Annotated in this window: 24 protein-coding genes; 14 read left to right on the plus strand and 10 right to left on the minus strand. The window is 66.8% G+C overall.

The annotated features are described in order from the left end of the window. Nucleotide 1 precedes the first annotated feature (1 nt). Nucleotides 2-1,549, minus strand: a complete 1,548-nt coding sequence (locus ABLE94_RS13965; RefSeq protein WP_348804298.1) for an AlkA N-terminal domain-containing protein — start codon at nucleotides 1,547-1,549, stop codon at nucleotides 2-4. A 130-nt stretch (nucleotides 1,550-1,679) separates the two neighbouring features. Here ABLE94_RS13965 and ABLE94_RS13970 point away from each other — a divergent pair, with 130 nt between their 5' ends. Genes ABLE94_RS13970 through ychF form a run of 3 tightly spaced genes read left to right on the plus strand, consistent with a single transcriptional unit; the run spans nucleotide 1,680 to nucleotide 4,331 of the window. Next, complete coding sequence (locus ABLE94_RS13970) at nucleotides 1,680-1,943, plus strand: hypothetical protein (protein ID WP_348804297.1); 264 nt, start codon at nucleotides 1,680-1,682, stop codon at nucleotides 1,941-1,943. Between the two features lie 44 nt (nucleotides 1,944-1,987). Next, nucleotides 1,988-3,202: an AI-2E family transporter gene (locus tag ABLE94_RS13975; protein WP_348804296.1), complete on the plus strand. Its 1,215-nt coding sequence runs from the start codon at nucleotides 1,988-1,990 to the stop codon at nucleotides 3,200-3,202. 49 nt (nucleotides 3,203-3,251) lie between these two features. Continuing rightward, nucleotides 3,252-4,331, plus strand: coding sequence for a redox-regulated ATPase YchF (ychF, locus tag ABLE94_RS13980; RefSeq protein ID WP_348804295.1), 1,080 nt, complete (start codon nucleotides 3,252-3,254; stop codon nucleotides 4,329-4,331). A gap of 19 nt (nucleotides 4,332-4,350) precedes the next feature. Here ychF and ABLE94_RS13985 read toward each other — a convergent pair whose 3' ends face one another. Then, nucleotides 4,351-4,902, minus strand: a complete 552-nt coding sequence (locus ABLE94_RS13985) for a GNAT family N-acetyltransferase (protein WP_348809055.1) — start codon at nucleotides 4,900-4,902, stop codon at nucleotides 4,351-4,353. A gap of 63 nt (nucleotides 4,903-4,965) precedes the next feature. Between ABLE94_RS13985 and ABLE94_RS13990 the strand changes: the two genes are divergently transcribed. The 6 genes from ABLE94_RS13990 to ABLE94_RS14015 all read left to right on the plus strand — a co-directional run bounded on the left by ABLE94_RS13990 (nucleotide 4,966) and on the right by ABLE94_RS14015 (nucleotide 8,665). Further along, on the plus strand, nucleotides 4,966-5,163 hold the full coding sequence (locus tag ABLE94_RS13990; RefSeq protein ID WP_348804561.1) for a type II toxin-antitoxin system VapB family antitoxin: 198 nt from the start codon (nucleotides 4,966-4,968) through the stop codon (nucleotides 5,161-5,163). Then, a complete protein-coding gene (locus tag ABLE94_RS13995) occupies nucleotides 5,160-5,528 on the plus strand; it encodes a type II toxin-antitoxin system VapC family toxin (RefSeq protein WP_348804293.1) in 369 nt (122 codons plus the stop codon). Before ABLE94_RS13990 ends, ABLE94_RS13995 begins: the two co-directional genes overlap by 4 nt. Before the next feature lie 92 nt (nucleotides 5,529-5,620). Further along, nucleotides 5,621-5,950 (plus strand): DUF7716 domain-containing protein, encoded by a 330-nt coding sequence (locus ABLE94_RS14000; RefSeq protein ID WP_348804292.1) that lies wholly within the window; start codon nucleotides 5,621-5,623, stop codon nucleotides 5,948-5,950. A gap of 376 nt (nucleotides 5,951-6,326) precedes the next feature. Further along, nucleotides 6,327-7,124, plus strand: coding sequence for an SDR family NAD(P)-dependent oxidoreductase (locus ABLE94_RS14005; RefSeq protein WP_348809056.1), 798 nt, complete (start codon nucleotides 6,327-6,329; stop codon nucleotides 7,122-7,124). 55 nt (nucleotides 7,125-7,179) lie between these two features. Further along, nucleotides 7,180-7,617, plus strand: coding sequence for a VOC family protein (locus tag ABLE94_RS14010; RefSeq protein WP_348809057.1), 438 nt, complete (start codon nucleotides 7,180-7,182; stop codon nucleotides 7,615-7,617). A gap of 112 nt (nucleotides 7,618-7,729) precedes the next feature. After that, nucleotides 7,730-8,665, plus strand: a complete 936-nt coding sequence (locus tag ABLE94_RS14015; protein ID WP_348804560.1) for a glycoside hydrolase family 43 protein — start codon at nucleotides 7,730-7,732, stop codon at nucleotides 8,663-8,665. On the opposite strand, the gene ABLE94_RS14020 is transcribed toward ABLE94_RS14015, so the two are convergent. Together ABLE94_RS14020 and ABLE94_RS14025 are read right to left on the minus strand one after the other, a co-directional pair. After that, complete coding sequence (locus ABLE94_RS14020; protein WP_348809058.1) at nucleotides 8,666-10,291, minus strand: cation:proton antiporter domain-containing protein; 1,626 nt, start codon at nucleotides 10,289-10,291, stop codon at nucleotides 8,666-8,668. It lies immediately after the preceding gene. Nucleotides 10,292-10,422: 131 nt separating this feature from the next. Then, the gene (locus ABLE94_RS14025; protein ID WP_348809059.1) at nucleotides 10,423-11,388 is read right to left on the minus strand and encodes a pseudouridine synthase; all 966 of its coding nucleotides are present in this window, start codon (nucleotides 11,386-11,388) and stop codon (nucleotides 10,423-10,425) included. 58 nt (nucleotides 11,389-11,446) lie between these two features. On the opposite strand from ABLE94_RS14025, the gene ABLE94_RS14030 reads away from it, so the two are divergent. Beyond that, nucleotides 11,447-11,959 (plus strand): nitroreductase/quinone reductase family protein, encoded by a 513-nt coding sequence (locus ABLE94_RS14030; protein ID WP_348809060.1) that lies wholly within the window; start codon nucleotides 11,447-11,449, stop codon nucleotides 11,957-11,959. A gap of 6 nt (nucleotides 11,960-11,965) precedes the next feature. Here the strand turns inward: ABLE94_RS14030 and ABLE94_RS14035 are convergent, their stop codons facing one another. The 4 genes from ABLE94_RS14035 to ABLE94_RS14050 all read right to left on the minus strand — a co-directional run bounded on the left by ABLE94_RS14035 (nucleotide 11,966) and on the right by ABLE94_RS14050 (nucleotide 16,242). Then, the gene (locus tag ABLE94_RS14035; RefSeq protein ID WP_348809061.1) at nucleotides 11,966-13,330 is read right to left on the minus strand and encodes a diacylglycerol/lipid kinase family protein; all 1,365 of its coding nucleotides are present in this window, start codon (nucleotides 13,328-13,330) and stop codon (nucleotides 11,966-11,968) included. Between the two features lie 89 nt (nucleotides 13,331-13,419). Then, nucleotides 13,420-13,716 carry an HNH endonuclease gene (locus ABLE94_RS14040; RefSeq protein WP_348809114.1) on the minus strand — a complete coding sequence of 99 codons (297 nt, stop codon included), beginning with the start codon at nucleotides 13,714-13,716 and terminating at the stop codon, nucleotides 13,420-13,422. A 260-nt stretch (nucleotides 13,717-13,976) separates the two neighbouring features. Further along, a complete protein-coding gene (locus ABLE94_RS14045) occupies nucleotides 13,977-15,029 on the minus strand; it encodes a 2Fe-2S iron-sulfur cluster-binding protein (RefSeq protein WP_348809062.1) in 1,053 nt (350 codons plus the stop codon). A gap of 1 nt (nucleotide 15,030) precedes the next feature. Then, nucleotides 15,031-16,242, minus strand: coding sequence for a cytochrome P450 (locus tag ABLE94_RS14050; protein ID WP_348809063.1), 1,212 nt, complete (start codon nucleotides 16,240-16,242; stop codon nucleotides 15,031-15,033). A gap of 209 nt (nucleotides 16,243-16,451) precedes the next feature. Here ABLE94_RS14050 and ABLE94_RS14055 point away from each other — a divergent pair, with 209 nt between their 5' ends. The 3 genes from ABLE94_RS14055 to ABLE94_RS14065 all read left to right on the plus strand — a co-directional run bounded on the left by ABLE94_RS14055 (nucleotide 16,452) and on the right by ABLE94_RS14065 (nucleotide 19,959). Next, nucleotides 16,452-17,417 carry an AraC family transcriptional regulator gene (locus ABLE94_RS14055; protein ID WP_348809064.1) on the plus strand — a complete coding sequence of 322 codons (966 nt, stop codon included), beginning with the start codon at nucleotides 16,452-16,454 and terminating at the stop codon, nucleotides 17,415-17,417. 121 nt (nucleotides 17,418-17,538) lie between these two features. Beyond that, a complete protein-coding gene (locus ABLE94_RS14060) occupies nucleotides 17,539-18,780 on the plus strand; it encodes an acyl-CoA dehydrogenase family protein (protein WP_348809065.1) in 1,242 nt (413 codons plus the stop codon). Nucleotides 18,781-18,813: 33 nt separating this feature from the next. Further along, complete coding sequence (locus ABLE94_RS14065) at nucleotides 18,814-19,959, plus strand: acyl-CoA dehydrogenase family protein (RefSeq protein WP_348809066.1); 1,146 nt, start codon at nucleotides 18,814-18,816, stop codon at nucleotides 19,957-19,959. A 69-nt stretch (nucleotides 19,960-20,028) separates the two neighbouring features. On the opposite strand, the gene ABLE94_RS14070 is transcribed toward ABLE94_RS14065, so the two are convergent. After that, entirely contained in the window at nucleotides 20,029-21,123 is a 1,095-nt protein-coding gene (locus ABLE94_RS14070; protein ID WP_348809067.1) for an oxygenase MpaB family protein, read from the minus strand. Nucleotides 21,124-21,235: 112 nt separating this feature from the next. Between ABLE94_RS14070 and ABLE94_RS14075 the strand changes: the two genes are divergently transcribed. Continuing rightward, entirely contained in the window at nucleotides 21,236-21,847 is a 612-nt protein-coding gene (locus ABLE94_RS14075) for a TetR/AcrR family transcriptional regulator (protein ID WP_348804275.1), read from the plus strand. A gap of 30 nt (nucleotides 21,848-21,877) precedes the next feature. On the opposite strand, the gene ABLE94_RS14080 is transcribed toward ABLE94_RS14075, so the two are convergent. Further along, nucleotides 21,878-23,278, minus strand: coding sequence for a S1C family serine protease (locus ABLE94_RS14080; RefSeq protein ID WP_348804274.1), 1,401 nt, complete (start codon nucleotides 23,276-23,278; stop codon nucleotides 21,878-21,880). Between the last annotated feature and the right edge of the window lie 79 nt (nucleotides 23,279-23,357).

Consider the following 23,357-nt stretch of genomic DNA (forward strand, 5'->3'; position numbering starts at 1 on the left):
GTCAGTTCGGGGATGTGGTGGAGAGCAGCGGTGGTGGTGGCGTCGACACGCTCGGTGCCGGTGTGGCGGGTGCGGGTGATCGGGGCAGCAGGCGATGGCGCCACAGATGCATGGACGCATACGACCGCCAGGGCGCCCACCGGAGGTGATCGTCGAGGTCGAGACCGAGATCGTCGGCGGCGTGCCGGATCACGAGGTCGTGGCGGAGCAGGATGTCCGGGTTGCCGGTGACCTGCATGGTGACGTAGTCGGCGGTCCACGGACCGACACCGGGAAGCTCGAGGAGGTGCGCACGTAGATCTGACGCAGCTGCCCCCGCATTCGGTTCCACCGAATTTTCGGCAATCGCCCGCGCGGCGTGGACGACCGCGTCGATCCGACGGCCCGGACCGCGTAGCACCTCGGTGCCGTGTTCGGCGATGGCGGTGGGCGTGGGGAACTGCCGCCACGAACCGTCCGCCCATCCGGTGGGCTCACCGAGCGCCTCGACCAGGCGGGTGATGTGCGCACGCGCCGCCTTCACACTGATCTGCTGGCCGATCATGGTGCGGATGAGGGTCTGTGCGCCGTCGTCGGTTCCGGGCACCCGGATGCCGGGTGCGGCGGCCACCAGCGGCGCCAGGGCCGGATCGTCGGCGAGGACGTCGGTGGCGGCCACGATGTCGGCGTCGAGATCGAACATCCGCCGCACCCGGTTGACGGCGACGCCGAGATCGCGCAGATCCAGATGATCGAGGACGACCCGCAGAAACCCCGTCGCGGGCCGTATCTCGGCGAGTGCGGGTCCGTGGGGCAGGCTCAGCACCCGGCGATGGGTCCACGTGCCGTCGGCGTCGACGTCGAGCTGTTCGAGTCCGTCGACGGCGTGTGCCCCCAGATACCACCGGAACCAGGAGGGGTCGAAGGGGTCCCGGAAGGCCAGACGCAGTGAGACCCCCGACGCCGACACCCCCGACGCCGACCCGGTGCCCGACCGCCCCGGACGCAGACTGCGCAGTGCCCGTGGCGTCAACGCGAACACCTCGCGGATGGTGTCGTTGAACTGACGCACGCTGCTGAACCCGGCGGCGAAGGCGACGTCGGCCATGGGCAGGTCGGTGCACTGGATGAGGACCCGGGCATTGGCCGCGCGGTGCGCGCGTGCCAGGGCGAGCGGACCCGCGCCCAACTCGGTCGTGAGTACCCGGGTGACGTGGCGTGGTGAATAGCCCAGTCGGGCGGCCAGGCCGTCGACACCTTCGCGTTCGATGGTGCCGTCGCCGATCAGTCGCATCGCGCGTGCCGACAGATCCTCGCCGAGATTCCATCGGGGTGATCCGGGTACCGCATCGGGCAGGCAGCGTCGGCAGGCACGGAAACCGCGGGCCACAGCGCTCGCCGCGGTCACGACGAAGTCCACATTGTGTGGCCGGGGTGTCTGCGCCGGGCAGGATGGCCGGCAGTAGATGCCGGTGGTGCGGACGGTGACGAAGAACTGGCCGTCGAAGCGCGCGTCGCGCGCGCACAGTGCGCGGTAGCAGCTGTCGAAATCCAGGTCGGTCGTCGTCACCCCTCCACTCTGGCATTCCCGGACGGGAGAAATCTGGCGGGAATCGGACACGGCCTCGCCGGGGATCTCTGGGCCCAACCAGTTTACCGATTTGGGTGACGTAGATCATATTTCATGTCACGATGTGCGCATGGGCACGTACTTTCGCGGCGTCCGACAGAGTCGGGGCGCACACATGGACCTGCACGACTTCCCCGAGTGGGGACTGGACATCATGCGCGGCCTGTACGGCCCGGATACCGTCGCCGCGGAATGTGAACGCGGGCGCGCGCGGACCCGGCCCGAGCCGCCGCCGGCGGACCCGCCCGAACCCGCCATCACCGCCCTGGAGGCCGAACTCCTGGCGTTCGACGCGCTCGGTGCATTTTTCATGCGGCTCGTTCGTCGTCGCTGAGACACCCGCGTGCCCGGGTGTGCCGGGTATGTGAGGATCGACGCGTGACCGCAACTGGCGACGCGACCCCGGCCGGACCCCCCGAGAACCCGACCCCGCCCACGCGGCTGCGGGTGCTGCTCGACGGACTGCGGTCATCCGCCGTCGTCGGAGCACAATTCGTCATCGTCGTCGCCGCCTTTGCCGTGCTGATGTGGGTCGTCGGCCGCGTCTGGGTGGTCCTGTTGCCGGTCCTGCTCGCGATCATCGTCTGCACGTTGCTGTGGCCGCCGGTGCGGTGGATGCGTGACCGCCACGTCCCGGCGGCCGCGGCCTCATTGGTGATGATGCTCGTGGGGATCGGTGTGCTCGCGGGGGTCATCGCGGTGATCGTGCCGTCGATCGTCGATCAGTCGCCGCAGCTTGCCGACGGCGCCGTCAAGGGGGTCCACGAGCTGCAGGACTGGGTGCAGGGGCCGCCGTTCAATGTGCGCGACGAGCAACTCAACGACGCGGTGGCCGCGATCACCAGCAAGGTGAAGTCGAGTGCGAGCACCATCGCGGCCGGTGTGTTCACCGGTGTGGGCACCGCGACGTCGATGCTGGTGACCGTGTTCACCACGATCGTGCTGGTGTTCTTCTTCCTCAAGGACGGGCCGAAGTTCGTGCCGTGGCTTCGTCGGACGGTGGGCCACCCGGCCGGCGCGCACATCGGGGAAGTGTTGCAGCGCATGTGGAATGCGCTCGGAGGTTTCATCCGGACCCAGGCGATCGTCAGCTTCGTCGACGCCTCCCTGATCGGTATCGGCCTGCTCGTCCTGCAGGTGCCGTTGGCCGGTGTGCTGATCGTGATCACCTTCCTCGGCGGGTTCATCCCGATCGTCGGTGCGTTCGTCGCCGGGGCCCTCGCGGTGCTCATCGCGCTGGTCTCCAATGGATTCACCACCGCGCTGATCGTGCTCGCCATCATCATCGCCGTGCAGCAACTCGAGGGAAATGTCCTGCAACCGTGGCTGCAGGCGAAGTCGATGGATCTGCATGCGGTGATCGTGCTGCTCGCGGTCACGCTCGGCGGCAGCCTGTTCGGCATCACCGGCGCGTTCCTCGCGGTGCCGGCCGCGGCAACGATCGCGGTGATCCTTCGCTACCTCAACGAGCAGGTCGCCCTGCGCGCCGGGGAGACCCTGCCGCCGTCGGGGGAGCCGGACGACGGGGACGGCGATGACGATGGCGGCGATCCCGTCGATGACCCGGAACCGTCCGGCGCGCCGGCCACCTGAGGTGAGGGCGCGGCCTACCGCCCGCCCGCGGCGGATAGACTGATCGCCCGTGAGTCTTACCCTCGGTATCGTCGGATTGCCCAACGTCGGCAAGTCCACCCTGTTCAACGCTCTGACCCGCAACGACGTGCTGGCCGCGAACTACCCGTTCGCGACCATCGAACCCAACATCGGAGTGGTCGAGCTGCCCGACGCCCGGCTGGGTCGCCTCGCCGAGATCTTCGGCAGCGAACGCATCCTGCCCGCGACGGTGTCCTTCGTCGACATCGCCGGCATCGTGAAGGGTGCCTCCGAGGGTGAGGGGATGGGCAACCAGTTCCTGGCCAACATCCGCGAGGCCGACGCGATCTGTCAGGTGGTGCGCGTGTTCGCCGACGACGACGTGGTGCACGTCGACGGTCGCGTCGATCCGCTCGCCGACATCGAGGTCATCGAGACCGAATTGATCCTCGCCGACATGCAGACCCTGGAGAAGGCGATCCCGCGGCTGGAGAAGGAGTCGCGCAAGAACAAGGACCTCGCCGAGACCCTCGCCGCCGCCAAGCAGGCGCAGGAACTCCTCGACAGTGGCAAAACCCTGTTCGCGCAGAAGGATTCGTTTGACCTCGGGTCGGTACGCGAACTGCACCTGATGACGGCCAAGCCCTTCCTCTACGTCTTCAACGCCGACGAGTCGGTCCTCACCGACGACGCGAAGAAGGCGCAGCTGCGCGAGACGGTGGCGCCGGCGGATGCGGTGTTCCTCGACGCCAAAGTGGAGAGCGAACTGCTCGAACTCGACGAGGAGGATGCGCAGGAACTGCTCGACTCGATCGGGCAGGACGAGCCCGGGCTGCGGTCGCTGGCGCGTGCCGGTTTCCACACCCTCGGTCTGCAGACCTACCTCACCGCCGGACCAAAAGAGTCCCGCGCGTGGACAATTCACCAGGGTGACACAGCCCCCAAGGCGGCCGGCGTCATCCACACCGACTTCGAAAAGGGCTTCATCAAGGCCGAGATCGTCTCCTTCGGTGACCTCGACGACGCCGGCTCGATGGCTGCAGCCAAGGCCGCGGGCAAGGTGCGCATGGAAGGCAAGGACTACGTCATGGCCGATGGTGATGTGGTCGAGTTCCGGTTCAACGTGTAGTTGGTTCCGATTCAACGTCTCACGTTTCACGCGGGGCGACGCGACTGTAGACAAACATGTCACGGTCCTCGGACCCGACGCGCTGCCAGCAGCGCAGCAATCCCTCCCGGTCGAATCCGCAGCTCTCGGCGGTGCGCCAGGAGGCCGCATTCTCCGGTTCCACGTGCAGTTCAAGGCGTGCCACTTCCGGAAATGTGAAAGCCCAGTCGGACAGCGTGGCCAATGCCGCGCGGGCAAACCCACGGCCGCGATGTGCTTCGGCGATCCAGTAGCCAGTCGAAACGCGCCCTCTTGCGATGTCGCGCGTCCAGAGGCTGATCTGCCCCACGGCCACGTCGGTGTCAGCAGCGGCGGCCGCGAACGAGTAACCAACTCCGGCGGCAAGCCTCGCGTGCTGACGATGGATGTAGTCGACTGCGTCTTCGGTGGAGCTGGACCTGCGGACCGATGTGATCAACGGAATCAGCGAGTCGTGCGATGCGGCGACGACGAACGGAACGTCGCCGTCGGCGAATGGACGCAGCCGCACGCCGCCACCGTGGAGTACAGGAACCCCGGACGGCATGGGCATGTGGCGACAATCCCGACTTCCAGGCATCATTGACGACATAGTTTGATGCGAATGGAGATGCAGATGCGCACGACGGTGACCCTTGACGACGACCTTTTGGCGAAGGCGGCCGAGCTGACCGGGGTTCACGAGAGAGCGGCGCTCATTCGCGAGGGGTTGCAGGCGTTGATCCGCATGGAGAGTGCGCGTCGCCTTGCTGCGCTCGGCGGTACCGATCCGGCGGCCGCGGCCGCTCCGCGCCGTCGTTCGTCCGTCGGATGATCCTTGTTGACACGTCGGTCTGGATCGACCATCTGCATACCAAGAACGAACGCTTGACCGCACTCCTCGGTGAAGACGAGATCGGTTGTCACCCAATGGTGATCGAGGAACTGGCGATGGGATCGATCGCGAACCGGGACACGGTGATCGATCTGCTCGGCAATCTTTTCCGATTTCCCTTTCTCACTCATGTGGAGTTGCTGCACCTGGTCGAGGCTCGGCAACTCTGGGGTCGCGGATTGAGTCCGGCCGACGCTGGATTACTCGGGTCGGTGCTTCTCGTCGATGGCGCGACACTGTGGACGAGAGACAAGCGGTTGAGCGCGGTGTGCGAAGAGGCCGGGTTGGATGCCGTGATCGGGTGACGTTTATCGATGCCGTTATCCGGTCGAGTTCCGGTTCAACGTGTGACGCATGCTCGACGCACCCGGCGTTCGCCGCGTGCAAGGATCGAGAGGTGATCACGAGTCTCGGGGACGCGCTGCGGGGCGCGGCTTCCCTGCCCTGGACACATGCGCTGTACGCGCCGGTCGCTGCCGATTTCAGCGACGAGCGCCTTTCGGTCCTGGTCTGGGACGTCGACGACGTCAGCGACGATGACGACCTGCCCGAAGCGGCCAGAGCGCTCGGTTACGAGTACGTGCTCGGCGTGGTCGACCTCCAGGGAATCGTCGCCAATGCGTGGGATCAGAGGCCGGAGGCGAACGTGGCGGATCTTCTGGTCGCATTCCGGCACTACGTTGATCGCGATGCGTTCGTGGACTGGTCGTCCGGCTCCCCGCACTAGATGCCGTTCGGTGGTGCGACCCGGTGGAGTTTCGCTTGAATGTATGTTTGCCCTCCAGTTCAGGTCCTACTCCACACGTCGACCGGCTCCGCCCCGCTGCAGGCTTTGTCTCGGTATCACGATGAATGGACTGCGCCGCCATTTCTGACAATTCGCCGTGTCAATTGGCGATGGTGTTGATGATGTCACATCTCCTTTCTTACCCACCGGTTCATCCGTAGTCTCCCGTGGCAATTGCGGTGCGCGCCGGTCGGGGTAATTCATTGCTGCTGCGAACGTCATTGCGATCACGTTCTGGAGCCTGAATGTGCGATGTATGACCCGAAAACGGCCGCACGACTGCATGTTTCGCCAACTGACTGAGGAGATGACACCGATGGAATATCACGGCCGCACGGCACTCATCACCGGCGCGAGCGCCGGTATCGGTGCCCAGTTCGCGAAAACCCTGGCGGCGAAAGGGACGAATGTCATCTTGGTGGCGCGTAATGAGGTCGCACTCAAGGAGTTGGCCATGCAGCTGCAGGATCAGCATGGCATCCGGGCCGAGTACATCGCCCAAGACCTGTCGAGTGTGAATGCCGCCGATGGCCTGATCGCCGAGGTCGATCGCCGCGCACTCGACGTCGACATCCTGATCAACAACGCGGGCTTCGCGATTCACGCAGACCTGGTGGATTCGGACCCGATGAGGATTCGGGATCAGGTGCGGCTCAACGTCGGACTCCTCACCGACCTCACCACCGTCTACCTCAAGCGTATGACCGACAAGGGTTCCGGCGCGATCGTCAATGTGTCGAGTGTTGCTGCCTTCCAACCGGTTCCGCACCTGGCGGTGTATGCGGCGTCGAAGGCGTACGTGCTGTCGTTCAGTGAGTCATTGTGGTGGGAGAGCCGGCGCCGCGGGGTGAAGGTGCTCGCCGTGTGTCCGGGTGCGACCGACACCGGTTTCTTCGAGGTGGCCGGTGCCGACCGGGATGCCGTGGGCCCGCGTCGCACCACGCAGCAGGTCGTCGACACCGCCTTGCGCGGGCTCGAGACGGGGAAACCGAGCGTCGTCGACGGATTGCTGAACGTCATCGGCACCACCATCAGCCGTATTGCGCCTCATCGGCTGGTCATTGCGGCGGCAGAGCTGGCCGTGCGGCAATCCTTGCGAACCCTGAAGAACTGAGCCGACGACTCCGAAGGCAGGGGAAGAAATCTCGCCCCGCAGTAAGGTGTCGCCCATGGCCATCACACTCGAGAACGTCGGCATCGCAGTCGAGGACATCGACGCCGCGATCGCCTTCTTCACCGACCTCGGCCTCACCGTTGTCGGGCGGGACACGGTCAGCGGCGAGTGGGCCGACACCGCCGTGGGACTCGACGGCAATCACGCCAAGATCGCGATGCTGCAGACCCCGGACGGGCACGGCCGCATCGAGCTCTTCGAATACATCCACCCCGAGGCGATCGCGACGTCACCCACCCTGCCCCACGAGATCGGCATGCATCGCGTCGCCTTCTCCGTCGACGACATCGATGCGGCCCTCGAGGTGGCCGCCGGGCACGGGTGCCATCCGCTGCGCGGCGTCGCCACGTACAACGACGTCTACAAGCTCACCTACCTGCGCGGTCCGAGCGGGATTCTCGTCATGCTCGCCCAGGATCTGACCAAGGGCTGACACCTCGGGCCGGCGCCATCGCGCATAACGATGTGGTGCGCCCGAGGCCGAAGTGATGCGCGGTGAGCCGGTCCTCACCGATACTGCTCCGGTGAGGTATCCCGCTCGAACCATGCTGTTCATCGCGTCGGTGGCGTTGCTGACCGTCGCCGCGCTGCTGATCGCTGTGCCCGGAGTCGGTGCGGCGGCACCGCCCGCCGGGTGGCGCTACACGATGGTGGCGTTCAGCAACGCCAGCGACCGCGCCATGGACGTCTACGAATCGTCCGACGGCACCACGTATCACCTGCTCAAGAAGGACGCGTTCACGCCTCCGGCCGGTAGCGTGCGCGATCCGAGCATCTTCCGCCATTCCGACGGGTGGTACTACGTCACCTACACGACGGCCGACGGGGCGAACATCGGGTTCGCGCGCAGCAAAGACCGCATCAGCTGGACATTCCTGCAGAACCACCCGGTCCCGCTGTGCTGCTTTCTGCTTCCCGGCACGGGAGATGGCACCGGCTCGCTCGGGTCGGCGGGGTCGGTCGACATCCCGTCGCTCTCGCCGTTCACCACCAAGGCGTGGGCTCCCGACTGGTTCGTCGACGGAGGTCGGGTCCACGTCATCCTGTCGATGTCGACCGGCGGTGGCTTCGTGCCCTACCTGATGACCGCCAACGATTCGTCGTTGCGATCGTGGAGTGCGCCCGTCCCGATCCTCGGCATCGGCGCAGACCACATCGACACCACCATCGTCAAGGTGGGATCGACCTATCACGCATTCACCAAGAACGAGACCCACAAATTCGTCGAACACGCGGTGTCGTCGTCGCTGATCGGTCCGTATTCCTTTGTGACACCCGGCAATTGGGGAACCTTCGTGGAAGGCCCCGAGGTCGTCCAGTTGCCGAACGGGGCCTGGCGCATCTACCTGGACTCCTACAAGTCCGGGAAGTATCTCTACTCCGACAGCGGCGACGGGATGCGGACCTGGACGGCCCCGTCGGTACTGCCGGAGGTGTCGGGCATCGTGCGACATGCCGGGGTGATGCGAGAACCGGCGTGATCACCGGTCGATGTCGTCCCCTGTGGTGCGCGGCGGTTCGTCAGGTGGCGGCTCCGTGGCGCTGCGACCCACCTGATCTGCCAGTTCCAGGCCGGCACCCGAGTAGACGTTGAACGCGATGTCGACTCCGTGATCCTTGGCCCATTGCACCTCGTCCTCGTATCGCGCGGCCGACGCGATGCGACCGCTGAAACCGGACTTGCGCAGACACTCGAGCGCGACGACGTTGGCGCTGTGACTGGGCATGGCCAGCACCGCGTGCCGGACCGAGTCCGAATGACGTAGCCGGATCCAGAAGTCCAGGTCGGTGGCGTCGGCCTCGATGACCCGGATTCCGCGATCGGAGAGTCGCTGAATCCGACTGCCGTCGTAATCGACGCCGACCACCCGCAGGCGGTGTTGTTCGGTCAGGCGCTGGTAGGCGGCGAATCCGACGCGACCCATGCCGATGACGACGACCTCGGCGTCGCCGGCGTCGCCGGGCCGTTCCTCTGGCTGCAGAGAGTGTTCGTCCTGTTCGGGTAGACGCGCCACGATCTTCTCCGCGATCACATTCGCACGCCCGTTGACCAGTGCGGAGATGACGAAGCTCAACGCGACGGCGATGGACAACTCGACCAGCCAGGCCTGCGTCAGCAGTCCGGCACTCACCCCGACGGACACGACGATCAGGCCGAACTCCGAATAGTTCATCAACCCCAGTCCGGCCAGAATCGCGGTGCGATACCTCAGCTTCAGCACGGCCAGCAGCGCGGTGTAGCCGATCGCCTTCATCGGCAGCAGCAGCATCATCAGCAGCGCGACACCGATGGTGGGTGCATCGGGGAGACCGGTCAGGCCGATCGACACGAAGAACGCCACCAGCAGCAGTTCCTTGATGTGGAACAGCGACCGGGACAGTTCGGTGGCGGCCGGGTGCGAGGCGAGCAGGACACCGACGATGAGCGCCCCGAGATCGCCCTTGAGCCCAACCGAGGAAAACCACACGTAGCCCGGCACCAAAGCCATGACGATGCCGAACAGTGACTGCATCTCACCGTGGCCCAGGCCGCCCCAGACCCGACGGGCGAGCAGGGTGACCGGCCACAGAGCCACCAGCGTCAATGCCCACGGGCTGGGCGCGTGACCGCTGGTGGCCGTCAGGAAGATCACGGCGATCAGGTCCTGCATCACCAGGATGCCGATGCAAATACGCCCGTACAGCGAATGCGATTCGCCACGTTCGTCCAGGATCTTGACGACGAAGACCGTGCTGGAGAACGACAACGCGAACCCCAGCAGGGCGATGGTCGTCAGGCTCGCGCCGGACAGCATCGTCACCCCGACGACCGCGGCCAGCCACAGGAACGCACCCCCGAGAACGACGCTGACCACCATGTGGATCGAGGTGGTCAGCCACACCTCGCGGCGCAGCAGGATGCGCACATTGAGCTTGAGACCGATGGCGAACAGGAGGAGGGTGACACCGAGGTCGGCGAGGGTGTCCAATCCGGAGAGATGTTCGACGTGCGCCGCGTTGAGCACGAATCCGGCGGCCAGGAAACCGACGAGCGGCGGCAGGCGCATCGCGAGGGCGAGGCCGCCCAGCCCGAAGGTGACGACCAGATAGATGGCGACGACGCTCATACGTCCCCCTTTCTCCCTCGGTGGGTGACGATCACGACCGACGACGGCCGGCGGCCACGACCGCCCGTGGTGCGCCGCTGACGGACTCTCAGTATCGACGATTCGTCACCTGGCATGACCGACCCGTCGGCTCAGCCGTGTCGCACGGGCACCTCGCTCAGCGTCCGGCGGGTGACGAACCGGCGTCGTCGTCCGGTCAGCGGATCGACGAAACGCAGTTCGCGGGCCAGCAATTGGAGGGGCAACCGACGATCGTCGGGCTCCTCGGGTTGCAGGTCCGGATACCAGCGGTCGCCGAGAATGCCCAGGTCGAGCGCAGCGAGGTGGACGCGCAGTTGATGCATCCGTCCGGTGTGGGGTCGCAGCCTCGTGTGTACGACGGTCCGTCCCGAGGCGCTGGTACCGGTACCGTGCACCTCGATCAGTGTCTCCGCGTTGGGTTCTCGTGCGTCGTCGACGGTCACCCGCAGTTCCCCACGGCGCGAACAGATGTGGTTGCGGTACACGAACGGAGTGGCGTATCGCGCCGGGATCGGTGCGTCGGCAGCCCAGTCGGCGGGCCGCCCCGAGACCGCCTCGTAGACCTTGGTGACCTCCCGCTTCTCGAACAGCGACTGGTAGGCGCCGCGCGTCGCGGGCCGGGCCGAGAACATGACCAGCCCGGCCGTCGCACGATCGAGCCGATGGATGGGCGTCACGTCGGGATTGTCGAGTCGGGTGCGCAACCGGACCAGGGCCGACTCCCGCAGGAAGCGGCCACCCGGTGTGGTCGGCAGGAAATGCGGTTTGTCGACGACGACGAGATCGTCATCGACGTACAGGATCTGCTCGTGAAACGGCACCGGCTCCTCGGCCGGCAGTTGTCGGTAGTACCAGAGGAATTCGATTGTGCCCAGCGGGGTCTCGCGCGTGATCGGCGTTCCGTCGTCGTCGACGATCTCGCCGTCGTCGAATCGTCGGCGTAGGTCGTCGGCGTCGAGGTGGCCGAACCGCTCGATGACGAAGTCGGCGATCGTCGACCACGGTCCCGACGCCGGGATGCGCAGACGCGTGGGTCCGATACCGTCGCGGACCGGCAGGGGAGCGGACGGGGCCATGGTGGGCAGGCTATCGGATACGCGGGCCGGTCCACACCGGCGCACTACACTCGGCGGCATGGGGTTCGACCGGGCGGTCCGCGCGCTCGTCACCCGTCGCGGCGACGCGTTGCGCGCGATGTATGTCGGCGGCAAGGGCAATGCCACCGCACGATGGTTCGCCCGGGTCTGGGCGTGGGCGTTCGGCAAAGGCATCATGCCGGGCAGGCGCTGGGTGACCCTGGAGGTGCCCGGCCGAAAGACCGGGAATCCCACACGTTTTCCTCTCGGCATGGCCACCGTCGACGGGCAGGACTATCTGGGCGCGATGCTGGGTAACGACTGCAACTGGGTGCGCAACGTCCGCGCCAACGACGGTGACGCGATCATCGAGAGACGCCGACGACGCCAGGTACATCTGATGGAGGTTCCGGTGGCGGCGCGCCCACCCCTTCTCCGGGAGTATCTCCGGCAGGTTCCCGGAGCCCGTCCCCACATACCGGTGGCATACACACAACCTGTCGCCGACTTCGAGTCGATCAGCGCGGACTACCCCGTTTTCGCCGTCCGGGCCGCGCGCCCGGTTGGTTGAGGCGGATCAGCGGACGGCGCTGCGCTGTACCGCGATCTGGACGATCGCCCGCAGATCCACGTTGCGCGACCGTCGGCGCGACTCGGCCAGCGGATTGTCGGCGGGCACCAACAGGCGCAGACCGCGGTGATGACTCCGGAACACCAGGGGAGTGGCGAGGTCGAGTGCTTCGCCATCGATTCCCGCATACGCCTGGCCGCTTCGGGAGTTCACCTCGAACTCGTCGGTGGTGAATTCGTGCCACGCCGGGCTGGTCTTGCGCAGACCCACCGCCGACAATGCGACCAGGCGGGCGGCGTCGGCGCCGGTCTGTGCCGAGACGGCGACCACCCCGAGCGTGCCGGTGTCCATCCGGCGTCGACTCCCGGCGTCGAACAACGCACCCGAATACGGATTGTTGGACACCAGGATCAGGAAGGAGCCGTCGATGTCACGGCCGTCCGGGGTGCGGAACTGCAGGTCGAAGGGATGCGCCGTGCTGCCGAGAAGCTCGGGCAGCATGGCCGCGGTGGTCTGGGCCTTCTCGTTGCGGTAGGAGTCCTGCTGCACGATCGTGGCGTATACGCCGAGCGAGACGTTGTTGACGAAGACCCGATCGTTGACCGTCGCATAGTCGACGTGCCGTTGCACCCCGTCGACGAAGGCCGACAGATTTGTGCGCGGATCGAGTCGGTCGAGGCCGAGATCGAGGGCGAAGTGATTGCGCGTTCCCGCACTCACGCATACGAATGGGACGTCGTGTTCGACGGCGACCGAGCACACCAGCGCCTGCGAACCGTCGCCACCGGCCATCCCCAGGCAATCCGCCCCCCGCGCGATTGCGTCGCGGGCGAGTTGTTCCAGATCGTCGCCCGGCGCCAGGACGATCGTCTCCACGCCCAGATCCCGTGCGTGCTCGACGAGGCCGAATCGTTCGACCTTGCCGCCGCCGGACTTGGGGTTGCAGATCAGCACCGGATGGCGTGGCCGGAACGGTTGGTGAAGCCGGTCGAGTTCGTGCAGGTGCGGTGTCAGTGCGTGCCGTGCGCATCCGGTGGTCACCGCGAAGAGTCCGAGCGCGACGAAGGCCATGATGACAAAGCGTCCGGTGTCGACGATGGCGAGCACCAAGGCGATGATGACGATCGCCAATCCGATGATCGCCACGGACGAACCGATGATCCGTCGCCGGTCGCGTTCGGTGATCGCGAACCACGCGCCGGCGGCGGCGATCGCCAGACCCAGGAGTCCGAACACCAGGTACACCCCATGGTGGATCAGGAACAGGGTGGTGATGACGATGAGGGCGGCGCCGGCGATCAACGCGAGGGCGGCGCTGAGCCGTCGATCGGTGCTCACCGGGGCCGGTGCGTCTGGCCGGTCGGTCTGCATGGAGATTCCTTTTCGTCACGGGCTCGGCGTATCGCCGCCAGAAGTATCACCCATCGACTCCGGCGACGTGGGTTCCGTGAGTGAAACCCTCACTCGTTGTCGGAGCCGATCAGCGCGCAGATCTCGGCATGACGCAACAGGAACCGGCGTTCGTCCAGACGCTTGCGGCGCATCCAGGCGGTGACCTCGAGATTGCACTTGCCGGCGTTACAGGATCGGCAACTCGGCACCACGTTGGTCACCGTGTAGCGCCCGCCTCGGGAGATCGGCAGCACGCAATCCTTCTGCACGGGTGTGCCCGTCCGTCCGCAGTAGGCGCACCCTTCCCACAGCGACGTCAGGCGCTGCCATTGTGCCGCGGTGAGGTCGTGCTCGACGGCGTCCATCCGCCGTTTGCGGCGTCGAGCGTATCGGCGTGCGCGGGTGCGGTTGGGCGTGGACACGACGACCACCGTAGTGGGACCGGCGTACCCGACCTCTGGTGACGCGCCGATGAGGTGGTGGATGCGACGCGCACGGTTTCGGCTCGCCCCGGACGGGTGGTGGCGGCCTACTCGTGCCGATCCGCGCCGGACCCCACCGACGGCGTGGCCGTGACGCGCCTGGGTTCCCGCCGACACCAGCAGTCCGTGGCGAGCGTCACGGATCAGGCGGTGAGTTCCGTCGACTCGGGTGTGGCGGCAGCGGAATACCGCTCCCGGTTGATGTTTCGTCCGGCCATCCGGCGGCGCTTACATGCCTTGACCGTCGCGTCGACCATCGCGGGCGGCCCACACAGGTAGCCGACATATCCCCGCAGCGATGCGAAGTCCTCGAGCAGTGCATCTCCCACGTAGCCACGCCGACCGTCCCACTCCTCGCGACTCAGACATGGCGTGAACCTCACGTGCGGATGGTTCCGCGTGAGTTCGGTCCAGAAGTCCAGGTCGTAGAGATCTCCCCGGTGGCGAACCCCGTGATACACATGTATCTCGTGGTCGGCGTTGATCGTGAGCGCTTGCCGCGCAATCGCTTTCAAGGGTGCGAGTCCGGTGCCACCGGCCACCAGGACCAACGGTGCATCGGTGGCGTCGTCGTGGACGAAGTCGCCCCACGGGCCGCGTATCCGGACGCGATGGTCCACCGCGAGTTCGGCGAAGATCCACTTGTCGGTGGCGGCCCCGCCCGGCACCCGGCGGATGTGGAACTCCATCGTCGAGTTCTCCGACGGAGTGTTGGCCATCGAGTACTGGCGTACCTGACGTGTCCCCGGAATCTCCACCTCGACGTACTGTCCGGCCGAGAACTCCAGCGGCTCATCGAGTTCCAGATGCATCGCCACGGTGTCCTCGGCGACGCGCCGCAGCGCCGTCACGGTGCCGTCCACATCGCGAAGCCGGTGTGCCGGAGCGGAATCGCTTGCGGTGTCCACGACGATCCGGGCGGCCGAGAGTGGCCGCGACTGGCACGCGAGAACGTATCCGGCGGCCCGGTCGTCGGCTCCGAGGACGGTGTCTGGGATGTCGGGCGCGTCGACGCTCCCGGTGCTCAGTCGCACCTTGCAGGTTCCGCAGGTGCCCTGATTGCAGGAGTTGGGCAGATAGACGCCGTTGCGGAGAAAAGCGTCGAGCAGGGTCTGATCCTCGGTGCAGACCACCGAGCGTTCGGCATCTCCGGCGACCGCGCCGTCGACGATGATCTGATGGGTCACGGGGTCCATCTCAGGCCTCCCACACCACGTTCAACGAGGTCGGTCCGCGGAAACCCCAGCCCCAGAACTCTACGTCGGAGGACGTGTCACGCTCGAGGTTCGGGATGGACTCGAAGAGTTCCTCGAGACCGATCCGGCACACGTGATTGGCGAAGTAGATGCCGGCGCAGGCGTGGTTTCCGGCGCCAAAGGCCAAGTGCGGCAGCGGCGGTCGTGCCAGGTCGTACTCCGATGGTGCGGTGTGGGTGGCGCTGTCGTGATTGGCCGACCCGTACGACATCAGCACCACGGTGCCCGCCGGCAGTTCGACGCCGGCCACCTCGACGTCGGTGATCGCCACCCGCGCGGTCGCCGACCAGATGGGGGAGGTCCAGCGCATGCCCTCGGAGATGGCGCGCGGGATGAGGCCGGGCTCGTCGACGACCTGCTCCATCTGATCGGGCCGGGTGAACAGTCCGACCAGGGTGGAGGCCATTGCGTGGCCGGGTTCCTGCATCGCGCCGAGCAGGTACACATACAGCGTCGGGTAGATGTAGTCGCGATCGCGGGTCTGGCCTTCGGGCATCCCGTCGTGCAGCCAGTGCGAGATCGCGCTGTCGTCGGGATGGGCGATCCAGTGATCGATCTTGGGGTCGACGATGGCCCGGATCTCGGCCTTCGCCGCGTCGCCCTCACGGAATCCGTCCGGGTTGGTGAATTCTCCGTTTTCGTCGACCCCGGCGTTGGTGAACGAGTGCGACAACTTGTGGAACCACTCGCGCAGCGTGTCGGAGCTGACGTCGTGCAGTCCGAGCAGGTCACCGAGGGCGCGAACGCTCACCGGTTCGCAGTACTGGGCCACCAACTCGGCGCTGCCCACGTCCTCGAACTGCTCGAGGTAACCTCGCGCGATCGGACGCACCAGATCGTCGATCCACCGATCGACCTCCTGCGGCTGCAAGGCCGGATCGACCATCGACCGAAGGTCCGCGTGGATCGGCCCGTTGACGCCGATGACAGCAGGATGCCCGAAGGTACGGCCGCCGGCCTTGGTGATGATCGCCTCGAACCGATCGCTGGTGGCGATCGTCCGGCAGATCTCCGCGGTGCTGGCGACGTAGGAGCCCAGCACCGGGATGTAGGCGAGCGGTGCCTCTGCCCGCAGCCGTTCGTACACCGGATACGGGTTGCGTTCGAGTTCGGCCATGGTGATCTCGTCGATCCAGGTCAGCGTCGTGGTCATGGTGCGTTTCCTCACACGTCGGGGGACTGATGATGTGCCGCCGACGGTAGGGGTGCGGGGCGACGGTCCACGACACCGATCACGCGGCGGTGGTACGGAATGCGCGGCGAAAATGTGACGGGCATCGCTATCGCGGGTGACTGTGAGGTAGACAAGGTGTGGGTCGGTTCAGCCCGCCGACTCCAGAACAGACCGAAAGACCGCACTCGATGTCCACCGAACGCGCTCACGGTGACGGCTCCGGCACCCGTGACTGGGATAGCGCCCACCGGGCGGTGGCCGCTGCGTACTTCCCGCACGAGCTCACCGATCTCGACGGCGACGGAAAGGTCGACCTGTCGCTGCAGACCGTCGAACTGGGTGCGGTGACCATCGGCCGCCTGTCCTGGGGCACCGACGTCGCCATCGAATGTGCTTATCCGGGTGCCTACGAGGTCAACATCCCGCTGTCGGGACGTCTGCATTCCCGGTCGCGCCCGTCGCGCGGTGACGTCACCGACATCGTGTCGACACCCGGCCGGGGCACGGTGTCCACCGCGGGCCGGCCGTCGCTGATCAGTCGCTGGACGGCCGACTGCGACGTGATCGGCGTGAAGTTCGACGCCGCTCATCTGGAGCGGGAGGCCGACCGCGTGCACGCCGCGCGGTCGCGTGGACGACTGGTTCTCCCCGAGCAGGTGGACCTGCGGACCGACGAGGGCCGCTCGTGGCTCAACCTGGTGACCGCGTTGTCGACGCAGCAGCGTGAACCCGTCGATCTGCTGGCGAATCCGCTGGTCGGTCCGCAACTGGCGACCGCGGTCACGGCGGCATTCCTGCTGATGGTGGGTCCCGAACCCGTCGACGCCGCGCGGCCGCTGCGCCCGCGCACGGTCAAACGTGTCCTCGATGCCCTCGAAGCGGACCCCGCGCATCCGTGGACCCTCGCGGAGATGGCCGCGCAGGCGCCGACGAGTGTGCGGCGCCTGCAGGAGGCCTTCTCTGAACATCTCGGGACCACTCCGACGGTGGTGTTGCGTGATATCCGGCTTGCGCGGGCCAGGCGTGACGTCGAAGCGGGGACGGGAACGGTCGGCGACATCGCGGCCCGGTGGGGATTCAGTAGCGCCAGCCGGTTCGCGGCGGCCTACCGACGGCGGTACGGCCATCCGCCGTCGACCGCACTGCGGAGTTGAGTTCGCGCGCATGAACTGTGTGAGGCGGCCCTGCGGTGTACGCAGAGTGATGTATGTCGTAGATTGGGTGCGATCATATATGTGATACGGATACTGGCCGACACGACAAGGTGGCACACCGATGGACATGAACTTCTCGGACGCGGACATCGCGTTCCGCGACGAGGTGCGCGAATTCCTCGGCGCCGAACTCACGCGAGAGCTGCGGGAGGCGGGCCGCCTGCGCACCAGCGTCTACACCGACCACGAGGCGTCGATGGAGTGGCAGGCGATCCTGCACAAGCGGGGGTGGGCCGCTCCGGCATGGCCGGTCGAGCACGGCGGCTGTGACTGGTCGCTGACCCAGCACTACATCTTCAGCCGGGAATCGGTGCTCGCCGGTGCGCCCGCGCTCTCGCCGATGGGTATCCGGATGGTGAGCCACGCGATCATCGCCTTCGGCACCCAGGAGCAGAAGGACTACTTCCTGCCCGGCATCCTCACCGGCGACGTGTTCTTCTGCCAGGGCTACTCCGAACCCGAATCCGGCTCGGACCTCGCGTCGTTGTCGATGTCGGCCGTCGAGGACGGCGACGACCTCGTCTGCACCGGCTCCAAGATCTGGACAACCCATGCCGCAGAGGCGAACTGGATCTTCTGCCTGGTGCGCACCTCACGCACCGGGAAGAAGCAGGAGGGCATCACCTTCCTCCTCATCGACATGAACTCGCCGGGCATCGAGGTGCAGCCCTTGGTGATGGCCTCCGGTGAGAAGGTGCAGGCGCAGGTCTTCTTCGACGGAGTTCGCGTGCCCAAGAAGAATGTCCTCGGCAGGATCGACGACGGCTGGACCGTCGCCAAGTACCTGTTGGTGTTCGAGCGTGGCGGTGGCGCGGCCGCACCCGCCCTGCAGGTGATGGTGGAAAACCTCACCGAACACGCGGCGACGGTGATCGGGCCCGCCGGCGTTCCGTTGGCCGACGACCCGGCGTTCTCCGCGAAGATCTCCGATGCACGGGCACGCGCCAAGGTTCTCGAGGTTCTCGAATTCCGGGCCCTCGCGGAGATGAATGCCGGCCGCAACCCGGGTGCCATCTCGTCGATGCTCAAGGTGCTCGGCACCGAACTGAGCCAGGAGATCACCACCCTCGCCGTGGAGGCGGCCGGAACCCGCGGGCGCGCCTACCAGCCCGTTGCGGCCAAGCCGGGCGGGCCGATCGCCGACTACGTGGCTCCGGCCGACGGATACGTCTCCGGCCAACCGTGGCAGGCGGTCGCGCCGCTGCTGTACCTCAACGATCGCGCCGGCTCGATCTACGCCGGCAGCAACGAGATTCAGCGCAACATCCTCGCCAAGGCCGCTCTCGGCCTGCCCCAATTCTGACCGGCCGCGCGGCCCGATACCGAGTAGGAACCCATGGACTTCGATCTCACCGCCGAGCAGCAGTTGCTCTCCGACGGACTCACGAAATTTCTCGACTCCCGCTATGACCTCACCGAGAGCCGCAAGGCCGCGAAGGTCGGCGACGGCTGGCAGCCGACGATCTGGCGTGCCTTCGTCGACGAACTCGGCGTGGTCGGCGCCTGCCTTCCGTCGTCGGTCGGTGGATTCGACGGCGGCCCCGAGGAACTGATGGTGGTCACCGAGGCGCTCGGCCGTGCGCTGGTCGTCGAGCCGTTCGTGGACACCGTGGTGTTGGGCGCGGCGCTTCTGGCGCGGACCGGACACGAGGGCGCCCTCGCGGTGGCCCACGCCGTCGCCGAGGGCGGCGAACTGCTCGCCACCGCAGCCCTCGAGGAGGGTTCGGGAGGTCGGCTGCATCACGTCACCACCACCGCCGAGCGCTCCGGTGACGAATGGATCATCAACGGCGCCAAGACCGTTGTCACCACCGCCCCGATCGCCGGGCATCTGATCCTGACCGCGCGCACCGCCGGCGAGGCCGACGACCGCGACGGCATCGCGCTGTTGTTGATCCCGCTCGGCGACGCGACACCGGATGGTCTGAGGCTGCACGCGTTCCGCACCGTCGACGACCGGCAGGCCGCCGACATCACCCTCGACGGTGTGCGCCTGCCGGACTCGGCGCTCATCGCCTCCGGCGAGGAGGCACTGGGCCTGCTCGAGCAAGCCTGGGACACCGCCACCGCGGCGGTCGTGTCGGAGGCCGTCGGCCTGATGCGCAAGGTCCTCGCCGACACCGTCGAGTACACCAAGCAGCGTCAGCAGTTCGGTCGTCCCCTGGCCGGTTTCCAGGCACTGGCCCACCGCATGGTGGACATGTACATCGAACTCGAACAGGCCGTTGCCGCACAGTATCTCGCGATCCTGTCATTGAATTCTGAACCGGCCGAACGTGCGGCGGCGGTGTCGGCGGCCAAGGCCACGATCAGTCGGGCGGCGCGCTTCATCGGGCAGAACGCGGTGCAGCTGCACGGCGGTATGGGGATGACCGAGGAACTGGCGGTGGGCCACTACTTCCGTCGGCTGACGGTCATCGAGTACGAATTCGGTTCCGCCGATGCGCATCTGGCTCGATTCGAGCAGCTGTCGAGGGCGTGACCGGACGCGGACGTGTCGGATCATCGGCACGTCCGCACGGTATCTGCGCGATTGAAGAACGTGCGCGGTTCAGAATTGGGCGGCGGAGATGCGGCGCTCGACCTCGGTCCGATCCAGTGGCAGGTCGCTGCCGGGGACGTGCGTTGATTCGGTGTGATCGGCGGTCGTTCCGGCTGCCACCCGTCGTCGGGCCTGCTCGAACTCCGGGGTGTCGCCCATCGTGGCTCGCAGACCGTTGAGCAGACTCCACACGATCGCGCGACGCGCGCGCCGTTCGATCGGTGACGGCGGCCGGTGCATCACCAACTGTGCCGCCCACCGTGGCATGGTGTCGCGGATGGCCCAGTCGACGGCGGCCTGAGTGGGATCGGTGACGTTGCTGCCGGTCGCCATGGCGGCGCCGTAGGTGAGCGACAGCCGGGGAAGGTACTCCCGCAGACAGATGAGGGTGTCGGCCTTGGTCATCGGCAGGTCGGTGGCGCCCAACGCCTTCCCGACGCGGACGAACTCGGCGTAATACCGATCGAGGTCGGCACCGCGGAGCGGACGGGGGTGATAGATCTCGTGGGCGGTGGCGATTCCCCAGACGACCGTCGCATAGTTCCAGCGCAACCAGTCCGGGTCGTCGGCGTCGTAGGCCGCTCCGTCGGGCCGGGTGCCCTTGATGGTGTGGTGCATCGCGCGCACGGTTCGCGCCAGACGTTCGGCGGTGTCGGAGGTGCCGTAGGCGGTGCCGATGAAGAAGGCGAGCGAGTGGCCGAGTCGGGTGGCCGCGCCGTCGGGATCGAGACGTGGCAGTGCTGCCGGGTCGTCGGACTGCTCGACGAGTCGGGAATGGTGCATTCCCATCCAGTAGATGCTCGGATCGAGGCGTTCGAGGTACGACGCGCACTGCAAGCCGAAGATCAACGCCGGCGTGTGCGAGTGGACATACCACGTGGCGCTGTCCGGACCGAACCACCCGGGATCGCCGGCGGGCTGATCGAACACCATGCCGCGGAAGAACTTCGAGCGCACATTGGTATCGAAGAACTGGTTGAACCAGTGTCCGAGGAGTTGGTGCGGCAGGGGGACCAACGACCCGACGGGCACGACCGGCAACTCGGGCAGGCGCAGCGGGCCGGTGGGCGTGAGGCGGCGGGGCAATGTGGCGAGCGACGACATCGGCAGGGCCTCCCGGGTGAGAAAGTCTGGTCACAGGTGTACCCAGACTACATTCTGGTCACGGACGTGACCAGGGTTTCGCCGGCCGCCGATCCCGTCGTACGGTGATGCGATGGCGAATGCGACCCGATGGGCGGGGGTGCCCCTGAGTGATCGGCGTGCCGATCGGCGCGCCCGGCTCATCGATGCCGCGTTTGCCGAGGTCGGCGGCGAGACCCCCGGTGTGCTGTCGGTGCGATCGGTCTGCCGCGCCTGCGGTTTCAACACGCGATACTTCTACGAGAGTTTCACCGGCGTCGACGAATTACTCGGGGCGGTCTACGACGATGTCGCACGGGATCTGGCCGAGGAGGTGGCAGCCGCGGTGACGGCGGCCGGCCGTTCGGCTCGGGCGCGCACGGCCGCGGGAATCCGTGCGGTTCTCGGATTCTGCTCGCAGGACGTGCGCCGTGGCCGCATTCTGTTCACCCACGATCGGGCCAATCCGGTGCTGGCGGAGCGCCGAGCGGCCACCGAGGAACTACTGATGACCTCGGTGCTCGCGGAAACGCTGAGCAGACAGCAGATCTCGGGCGGTCGGGGCCGGGATGTCGTGGGCGGCAGGGTGGCGGCGGCGATGTACACCGGTGCGATGACCGCACTCGCCGAGCAGTGGATCGGCGGGCACCTCGGTGACGACCTCGACGAGGTGGTCACCGCCGCACTGACATTCATTCTGCGGTGACGGCTGCTCGTTCCTCGGGTCTCGAGGCGCTCAGGGTGTGCCGTTGCCGGGCACCGTGGTCTGCTCGGTGTCGACGGCGCTGCCGAGCGTCACCGACACGGTGCGCTCGCCCCCGCTGCCGGACACGGTCACCGGGACGGCCTCACCGGGCGTGTGGGTGAGGACCTGGGCCATCAGATCGGCATACGAGTCGACCTTTTCGTCGCCGACCTTGGTGATGACGTCGCCGGCACCGATACCCGCCGCGGCCGCGGCGCCGTCGCGGGTCACGCCGGTCACCTGCGCGCCGGTCACACCGCCGGCGGCGGCGTTCTGTGTGTCGCTGATCGAACCGGTTACGCCCAGAACAGGTTTGGTGGCCTTCCCGTCCTGGAGTAGTTCGTTGGCGACGCGTCGTGCGGTGTCGATGGGGATGGCGAAACCGAGGCCGAATGCCTGTACGCCACCCTGTGAGGACTGGCCGGTGTCGACGGCCGAGTTGACGCCGATCACCTGTCCGGACAGATTGACCAGCGGCCCACCGGAATTGCCCGGATTGATGGGTGTGTCGGTCTGCAGGCCGTTGTACACCGTCACCTGCGAACCCTGCTCGTCGCCGGCGGTCACCGTCCGCGACAGCGCGCTGATGATGCCGGAGGTCACCGTGTTCGACAGGCTCTCGGGGCTGCCCACGGCGACGACCTGCTCGCCGACCTGGAGATTCGCCGAACTGCCCAGCGGTGCCGCGGTGAGACCGGATACGTTCTGCAGCTTGATGACCGCGAGATCGTAGGACGGTGACGTGCCGACAATCGTTGCCGCGTTGGTGTTCTGATCGGCGGTGGTGACCTGTATCCGGGCGCCGCTGCCCACACCGTTCACGACGTGATTGTTGGTCAGGACGTAGCCGTCGGAGGACAACACGATGCCACTGCCGATGGCGGTGCCCTGCGCCGTCGCCACCGCGATGTCCGCGGTGAACTTCGAGGCCGCAGCCGCCGCGTAGGTGACCGAGCCCGGTTGTGACGGTTGCGCGGGAGCGGTGGCCGCCGTCCCCAGTTGTGGTGTCGCGGTGGTGGTGTGATCGATCAACGTCGCGCCCCCGAGCGCCACCGCACCGCCGAAGAGGCCGGCGATGAGGGCGGTCGCGATGATCGGTTTCAGCGTCGATCTCCGTTGCGCGACGGGTGCAGGAGCGGTGTGGTGCGGCAGCACTCCGGTGACCGGAGGCATCGGCGGCGGCGAGTATCCTCCCGGCACCTGATGGGTGCCGGGAGGATACGGCTCGGTCCACTGCGTACCCGGACGGCGCCACTCCGGCGGGACGTCGGCGGCCGGACCGGGGTGGGCGCCCTGTGAAATCGGGATGGTCGGCTCGGGTCCGATCGGTCCGGTGGTGCCCGGTCCGGTGGTGATCGGTCCGGTGGTCTCGGAATGAGGATCGCTGGTCACCAGACCACGTTGCCGACGCTCACTGAGAGGAGGCCAAGCGAAACATCAAGAATTCTCTGACATTTCGCCGTCATCTGCA

This window comes from Gordonia sp. VNK1, from assembly GCF_040049135.1.
GTDB lineage: Bacteria > Actinomycetota > Actinomycetes > Mycobacteriales > Mycobacteriaceae > Gordonia > Gordonia oleivorans.